This window comes from Barnesiella sp. An22, assembly GCF_002159975.1.
Classification (GTDB): Bacteria; Bacteroidota; Bacteroidia; order Bacteroidales; family Barnesiellaceae; genus Barnesiella; species Barnesiella merdigallinarum.
This window is the reverse complement of record NZ_NFJR01000033.1, coordinates 1-4,556: the sequence shown is the minus strand read 5'-3', so window position 1 is coordinate 4,556 and position 4,556 is coordinate 1. Positions and strand designations below refer to the sequence as shown.

The window sequence follows — 4,556 nt, the reverse complement described above, 5'->3', positions numbered from 1 at the left end:
GGCGGACGTTCGAGACTAGCGAGCTGGGAAAAATCAGGAAGAGGCTGCCGCTTGGTGAGATGGCAGAGAACTTTGGACTGATAAGCAAGAGCATGAGAGCGAAGAAAGGGCGAAAAACATACTTCACCCCGGAGGGCAAGGTTGCGCTGATGTTCCTGAAGATGTACACAGGTCTGAGCAGCCCGAGGTTGATGGAGCATCTTAACGGAAACGTCCACTATCAGCTCTTCTGCGATGTGAGAATAGACCCGATGCATCCTCTGACGAACTACAAACTTCTGGACGACGTGTTTTCGGAACTGGCCCGCGGGCTGAAGATCCAACAGCAGCAGGAGATACTGGCAAGAGCCTGGGAACCGTACATGAAGGACCTGGACACGATGTATACGGATGCGACCTGTTACGAGAGCGAGATGCGCTATCCTAGGGACTGTCCATAATCAATGCCTGATGACGGAGGTGATTCAGAAGGATATGCCTCCGTTGACAGTTCCCTGGGACTCCCATCCTATGATCTCCACTCCGTCCATTCTGATCCCGTCCGAAGAAATCTCAAGCCGCACCGTCAGCATTTTGCCTCCTTCAAGCTGACTGAGCGCCTGACCGTCCCCGGTGGTGTCCGGAAGAGTGAACGTCTTTTTCATACCCTGGAAAGAGACCTCTACAGTGACATCGTCTTTCTGCTGCGGAATCAGCATATATGACACGGAATTCCCCTTCTTTTCCATGTATCTTGCCGGACGGGCAGCAGAGCCTGATTCAACTTCGCCCTTGCGCAGATCCACCGTGCATGAGGACATCGCATTGACGGATGTGGCTACCTGCGAAAGATCGGAATCGGAATAAGTGCCGTCAGACACATATTCTATGGCAAGCCTGTGGAAAGCATGAGAGAATTTCAGCTCCACCGCCGACGCCTGGTACGCCACCGGAACAGCCTTGGCAAGCAGAAGATCCGTCTCGCCGTCTGCCGGCATGTCAAAACGGAAACTGCCGTCTGAAACGGCATCCTGATCAGGATAACATCCTGAAAAATACACCGTACCGGAATTATCCGGAAGCTCCAAATCCGACCAGAAAAGTTCCGTTTCTCCCACCGTATAGATCTCGCTTATATCATCAAAGCCCTCTCCTGAAACCGTAAGCCGGAACATGTCTCCGCTTACGAAATTTCCGGAGCCGTCCTGTCCGAGCTGAGGCGACTTCACAATGGGGCCTACGGCAGTCCTTATGTCGATTTTTCCCGTCACTTCATCGCTGCCGCCGTCCCCGCCGGGAAGGACGGATCTGTCGCATGAGACGGCCGCCAGCAGAATCGCCGCAGCATATAGAAAAAATTTATAACTCTTCATAATCATCATAATATCTATGTCAAATAAAATGTCTGCAATCCTGCCGGGCACTGCCCGACATCATTTTTCAGCTTCAGTCGTCTGTGCGCACTTCCGGAAAGGCGTTCCGCCATACGTCACGCATAAGATCCATCGTAGTCACTCCGACTATCGCATACGATGTACCCTCCCCGATCAATATCTTGAATCCGCTGCCCTCATTATAGGTGATCTTCTTGCGGATCAGGCGATGCCTCTGGAACGGAGTGCTGCTGCCTGTGACCTGAAAATTATAATAGTCGTTGTTGTCGACATAATATACGGCCGAGATATATCCTTCATCATCGAATTCGACACCATAGAGAGCCATGACATGCGTCAGTCCGTGTGAGCGTATGAATCCGAGTCCGCGGTCATTCTCAAGGGCGTCTTTTATGAGCTCGTTGAACGTTTCCTTGCTGAAGCCCCCGAAAGAGTCGGCTATCTTCATTCCCTTGAAAACCTCCGTAAAATAGCCTCCGAAGGCATCGTCGTCGAAAGTGTCGTTTAGACCCAATCCGGGAGTGTGGTTGATGAACCAGTTGATGCCGTCCCTCGCATCCCCTCCGCGGTTACGGCTTGCCTCCCTGAAGAAATTGAATATCTCGCTTTTTTCAGTGCCAGAAAATTCAGATGAAGGGCGCGGATATTTCGGGCACACATCTCCATATTTACGGTCATACGCGGCAATATAGTCGCTGTTGATGTTCATCCACCAGTGGAGCATGCATGCCGAAGCGGCCGCCCAGCACATGTTGCTGTCATGATAGCCGGGACGGGAGTTGCTTTCGTCCGGATTGTCCTTGTCGCAGTCATACCAGCGGAAGCCCTCCTGCCAGTTCAGATAGGCTGTTTCAGGATCGCTGTCAAACTTGAACCATACTCCTGAAGGGAAGTTCCACGGATAAAATTTATCCGTATCTGTCAGCACTTTCACGGTCTCCTCATTGTAGTCAGGAGTTTCCGGCGTCTTGACTCCATATACCCAGCATATTTTCCCAGCATAGTCGGGATCAGGCTCCGGCTCTTCCCCGGGGCCGACGCCGCCCTGATTCAGACTCAGGTTCAGCACAGTCTCCTTTCCGCTCTCCAGAAAATCCCTGCCGCCGATTTCCGACGGCGCCTTGAAGGTCGAGGTCTTGCCGCCCGCAGTTATTTCCACCCATCCGTCGGAATAAGGGCCCAGACTGCCCGGGAAAAGTATTGCGGAAAACTTGCCCTGACTCCCTTCCGCTTTTCTGGCATCTATTCTCACCTTTTCACCGGACGGATCATTCAGACTTCCGCTATAGATTGAAAGCGACCCCTCGGTCTCATTGAGGACCTTTACTGAAAGGTCTTCGGGCAATGTACCGTCAGAGCCCGTAATGTTTATGACAAGCCTGTGCATGGCATGCCTGAAAGGGAATTCTATCCTATTGCCTGAAAGCGAGCCAAGATCAATGTCGAGATGGCTCCACAGAAGATCCGATTCCATGTAGCCGTCCCCGCTCTGGTCGGTCTGCACCTTATGGCGGTGCACGTTTGACCCGATGCCTTCAGCCTCCGATACAGGATAATATGCGGAAAGCCTGGCCGTGCCGGATCCCAGGTCGCTCTTCTTCAGCGCCGGAGTCCACCTGCCGTTCTCAAGAGTGAGAATGACATGCCTGGAAGGACTGCCGTATATATACAACCCGACCTTGTCCCCTTCCGTAAAAGTTCCGCTCCCGTCTTCATCCACATCCGCCTTCACTGATGGCATATCCTGCGTATCATCAACAAAACCGTTTTTGGTGAATGCCAGTTCAATGAATCCGTCATCCTGTACGGAAACAGGCTCCTCCGTCTTCATGCAGGCCGGCAAGAAAAGAAGAAAAGCAGCGGCTGCTGTAAACGCACGCATTGCGGAAGCCGCATTACCACACATAAACATTGTCATATAATTGGTCAAAAGACTGCAAATTTAACGTGAGTTCGATATAAAGATTGAAATTATCAGTTTGAAAATTAGGAACATAGCGATAAAAGCATTAAATTTATAGTGCTCAATTATAACATTTAAGCGACTACCACTATGTTCTCAGAGGCTAAAGTTACGGAGATTTTTTGTATGGCGGATGATTTTTGCAAGGAATTTGCCAAAACACAGGAAAAATATATGGTTGAAGACAAGAATCATAAGCATCGGAATAAGCCGAACCGGATGAGTGATGCGGAAATCATGGTCATCCTAGTCCTGTTCCACTCGGGAGGCTTCAGATGTTTCAAGCATTACTACAAAGAATATGTATGCAAACATCTGACGCATCTCTTTCCCAGACGTGTGTCCTATAACCGTTTTGTAGAACTGGAAAAGGAAGTCCTGCTGCAGCTGACCATTTTCATCAAGGAAGTCCTGTTGGGTACTTGTACCGGTATCAGCTTTGTGGATTCCACACCGCTGCGTGTATGCCGAAACCAACGCATATTGATTCACAAGACTTTTAAGGGTCTCGCCGAACGTGGAAAATGCTCCATGGGATGGTTCTTCGGGTTTAAGCTTCACCTGATCATCAACGATAAGGGTGAAATTCTCAATTTCATGTTTACTCCGGGAAATGTGGATGACCGTGAACCGCTGAAACAGACAAAGTTCCTGAAGAACATCAAGGGCAAACTGTGTGCGGACAAGGGGTATATCGGGCAAACCTTGTTCGAGAACCTATTTCTTAACGGCATACAGTTGATAACCAAAGTGAAGAACAACATGAAGAACTCCCTGATGAGCATAGCGGACAAAATCCTGCTGAGAAAACGTGCTTTGATTGAAACAGTCAATGACGAGTTAAAGAACATCGCCCAGATTGAACACTCCAGACACCGTTCCTTCAATAACTTTATTGCCAACTCGCTCTCTGCCATAGCTGCATACTGCTTCTTTGAAAAGAAGCCCGCCATTGACGTACGTTTTGTCAAAGACGGACAACTCACGATGTTTTTAATTTATATCGAACTCACGTAAATTTACAGATTTTCGCAGAAAAATGCAAAAAAAATCAGCCGGGGGCTTTTGGCAGAGTCATGTCCGCCTACGTGAACTCCTTGTTTGTCATAGTTAGGGACTGTCGTAAAAAGAATAAAACTTTATAACGAATTGATTGCCAATGTAATATAAAATTTGTATCTTAGCTAAAGATAAAAAGAATACCTCCAATTGCCCTAGAA

General features: G+C 49.0%; 4 protein-coding genes. 2 read left to right on the top strand and 2 right to left on the bottom strand.

All coding sequences use genetic code 11. The features are described 5' to 3' along the window. On the top strand, positions 1–440 hold a 440-nt coding region (locus tag B5F38_RS13935; protein WP_206422501.1), incomplete at its 5' end, for a transposase. A 24-nt stretch (positions 441–464) separates the two neighbouring features. Here the strand turns inward: B5F38_RS13935 and B5F38_RS13930 are convergent. Continuing rightward, on the bottom strand, positions 465–1,361 hold the full coding sequence (locus tag B5F38_RS13930) for a fimbrillin family protein (RefSeq protein WP_143240997.1): 897 nt from the start codon (positions 1,359–1,361) through the stop codon (positions 465–467). A gap of 64 nt (positions 1,362–1,425) precedes the next feature. Continuing rightward, positions 1,426–3,255: an IdeS/Mac family cysteine endopeptidase gene (locus B5F38_RS13925; RefSeq protein ID WP_158096888.1), complete on the bottom strand. Its 1,830-nt coding sequence runs from the start codon at positions 3,253–3,255 to the stop codon at positions 1,426–1,428. A 171-nt stretch (positions 3,256–3,426) separates the two neighbouring features. Between B5F38_RS13925 and B5F38_RS13920 the strand changes: the two genes are divergently transcribed. Continuing rightward, positions 3,427–4,353 carry an IS982 family transposase gene (locus tag B5F38_RS13920; protein ID WP_087409719.1) on the top strand — a complete coding sequence of 309 codons (927 nt, stop codon included), beginning with the start codon at positions 3,427–3,429 and terminating at the stop codon, positions 4,351–4,353. The last annotated feature ends 203 nt before the right edge of the window (positions 4,354–4,556 follow it).